General features: G+C 52.8%; 1 rRNA gene. It reads left to right on the top strand.

From position 1 onward, the window contains the following. Positions 1-6 precede the first annotated feature (6 nt). Positions 7-2941 (top strand): 23S ribosomal RNA (locus NLW78_RS15435). Position 2942 lies beyond the last annotated feature (1 nt).

Here is a 2942-nt window from a genome sequence, read left to right as displayed (position 1 = left end):
CATCAAAGTTAAGTGAACAAGGGCGCACGGTGAATGCCTTGGCACTAGGAGCCGATGAAGGACGGGACTAACACCGATATGCTTCGGGGAGCTGTAAGTAAGCGTTGATCCGGAGATTTCCGAATGGGGAAACCCACTGTCCGTAATGGGGCAGTATCCTTATCTGAATCCATAGGATAAGGAAGGCAACCCGGGGAACTGAAACATCTCAGTACCTGGAGGAAGAGAAAGCAAACGCGATTTCCTGAGTAGCGGCGAGCGAAACGGAATTAGCCCAAACCAGAAGGCTTGCCTTTTGGGGTTGTAGGACACTCCATACGGAGTTACAAAGAAATGATGTAAATGAAGCGGTCTGGAAAGGCCCACCATAGAAGGTAAAAGTCCTGTAGTTGAAATGTCGTTTCCTCCGGAGTGGATCCTGAGTACGGCGGAACACGTGAAATTCCGTCGGAATCCGGGAGGACCATCTCCCAAGGCTAAATACTCCCTAGTGACCGATAGTGAACCAGTACCGTGAGGGAAAGGTGAAAAGCACCCCGGAAGGGGAGTGAAAGAGAACCTGAAACCGTGTGCCTACAAGTAGTCGAAGCCCGTTAATGGGTGACGGCGTGCCTTTTGTAGAATGAACCGGCGAGTTACGATCCCATGCAAGGTTAAAGAGAAGATCTGGAGCCGCAGCGAAAGCGAGTCTGAATAGGGCGTTTTGAGTATGTGGTCGTAGACCCGAAACCGTGTGATCTACCCATGTCCAGGGTGAAGGTAAGGTAACACTTACTGGAGGCCCGAACCCACGCGTGTTGAAAAACGCGGGGATGAGGTGTGGGTAGGGGTGAAATGCCAATCGAACACGGAGATAGCTGGTTCTCTCCGAAATAGCTTTAGGGCTAGCCTCAGAGTAAGAGTCTTGGAGGTAGAGCACTGATTGGACTAGGGGCCCTCATCGGGTTACCGAATTCAGTCAAACTCCGAATGCCAAAGACTTATCTCTGGGAGTCAGACTGCGGGTGATAAGGTTCGTAGTCGAGAGGGAAACAGCCCAGACCGCCAGCTAAGGTCCCAAAGTATACGTTAAGTGGAAAAGGATGTGGAGTTGCTTAGACAACCAGGATGTTGGCTTAGAAGCAGCCACCATTTAAAGAGTGCGTAATAGCTCACTGGTCGAGTGACTCTGCGCCGAAAATGTACCGGGGCTAAACGTATCACCGAAGCTGCGGACTGTACCGATGGTACAGTGGTAGGAGAGCGTTCTAAGGGCGTTGAAGTCAGACCGTAAGGACTGGTGGAGCGCTTAGAAGTGAGAATGCCGGTATGAGTAGCGAAAGACAAGTGAGAATCTTGTCCACCGAAAGCCTAAGGTTTCCTGAGGAAGGCTCGTCCGCTCAGGGTTAGTCGGGACCTAAGCCGAGGCCGAAAGGCGTAGGCGATGGAAAACAGGTTGATATTCCTGTACCACCTTCTTTCCGCTTGAACGAAGGGGTGACGCAGGAGGATAGGGAAAGCGCACCGATGGATGTGTGCGTCCAAGCAGTGAGAGTTGTGTGTAGGCAAATCCGCACACTATACGCTTGAGCTGTGATGGGGAGGGAAATTTTAGTACCGAAGTTCCTGATTTCACACTGCCAAGAAAAGCCTCTAGTGAGGAAAATGGTGCCCGTACCGCAAACCGACACAGGTAGGCGAGGAGAGAATCCTAAGGTGAGCGGGATAACTCTCGTTAAGGAACTCGGCAAAATGACCCCGTAACTTCGGGAGAAGGGGTGCTCACTTCAGGTTTCGGCCTGGAGGAGCCGCAGTGAAAAGGCCCAAGCGACTGTTTAGCAAAAACACAGGTCTCTGCGAAGCCGTAAGGCGAAGTATAGGGGCTGACACCTGCCCGGTGCTGGAAGGTTAAGGGGACATGTTAGTCCTTACGGACGAAGCTTTGAACCGAAGCCCCAGTAAACGGCGGCCGTAACTATAACGGTCCTAAGGTAGCGAAATTCCTTGTCGGGTAAGTTCCGACCCGCACGAAAGGTGCAACGACTTGGGCACTGTCTCAACGAGAGACCCGGTGAAATTATACTATGCGTGAAGATGCGCATTACCCGCGACAGGACGGAAAGACCCCGTGGAGCTTTACTGTAGCCTGATATTGAATGTTGGTACAGCTTGTACAGGATAGGTGGGAGCCTGAGAAACCGGAGCGCTAGCTTCGGTGGAGGCATCGGTGGGATACCACCCTGGCTGTACGGACATTCTAACCCAGGACCGTAATCCGGTTCGGAGACAGTGTCAGGTGGGCAGTTTGACTGGGGCGGTCGCCTCCCAAAGAGTAACGGAGGCGCCCAAAGGTTCCCTCAGAATGGTTGGAAATCATTCGCAGAGTGTAAAGGCAGAAGGGAGCTTGACTGCGAGACCTACAAGTCGAGCAGGGACGAAAGTCGGGCTTAGTGATCCGGCGGTACCGAATGGAAGGGCCGTCGCTCAACGGATAAAAGCTACCCCGGGGATAACAGGCTTATCTCCCCCAAGAGTCCACATCGACGGGGAGGTTTGGCACCTCGATGTCGGCTCATCGCATCCTGGGGCTGTAGTCGGTCCCAAGGGTTGGGCTGTTCGCCCATTAAAGCGGTACGCGAGCTGGGTTCAGAACGTCGTGAGACAGTTCGGTCCCTATCCGTCGTGGGCGTTGGAAATTTGAGAGGAGCTGTCCTTAGTACGAGAGGACCGGGATGGACACACCGCTGGTGTACCAGTTGTTTCGCCAGAAGCATCGCTGGGTAGCTACGTGTGGAAGGGATAAGTGCTGAAAGCATCTAAGCATGAAGCCCCCCTCAAGATGAGATTTCCCATCACTTCGAGTGAGTAAGATCCCTCAGAGACGATGAGGTAGATAGGTCCGAGGTGGAAGCATGGTGACATGTGGAGCTGACGGATACTAATCGATCGAGGACTTAACTTTA

Origin of the sequence: Salirhabdus salicampi, from assembly GCF_024259515.1 — a bacterium.
Classification (GTDB): Bacteria; Bacillota; Bacilli; order Bacillales; family Alkalibacillaceae; genus Salirhabdus_A; species Salirhabdus_A salicampi.
The sequence above is the reverse complement of the archived record's forward strand: the minus strand, read 5'-3'. Positions and strand labels throughout refer to the sequence as shown.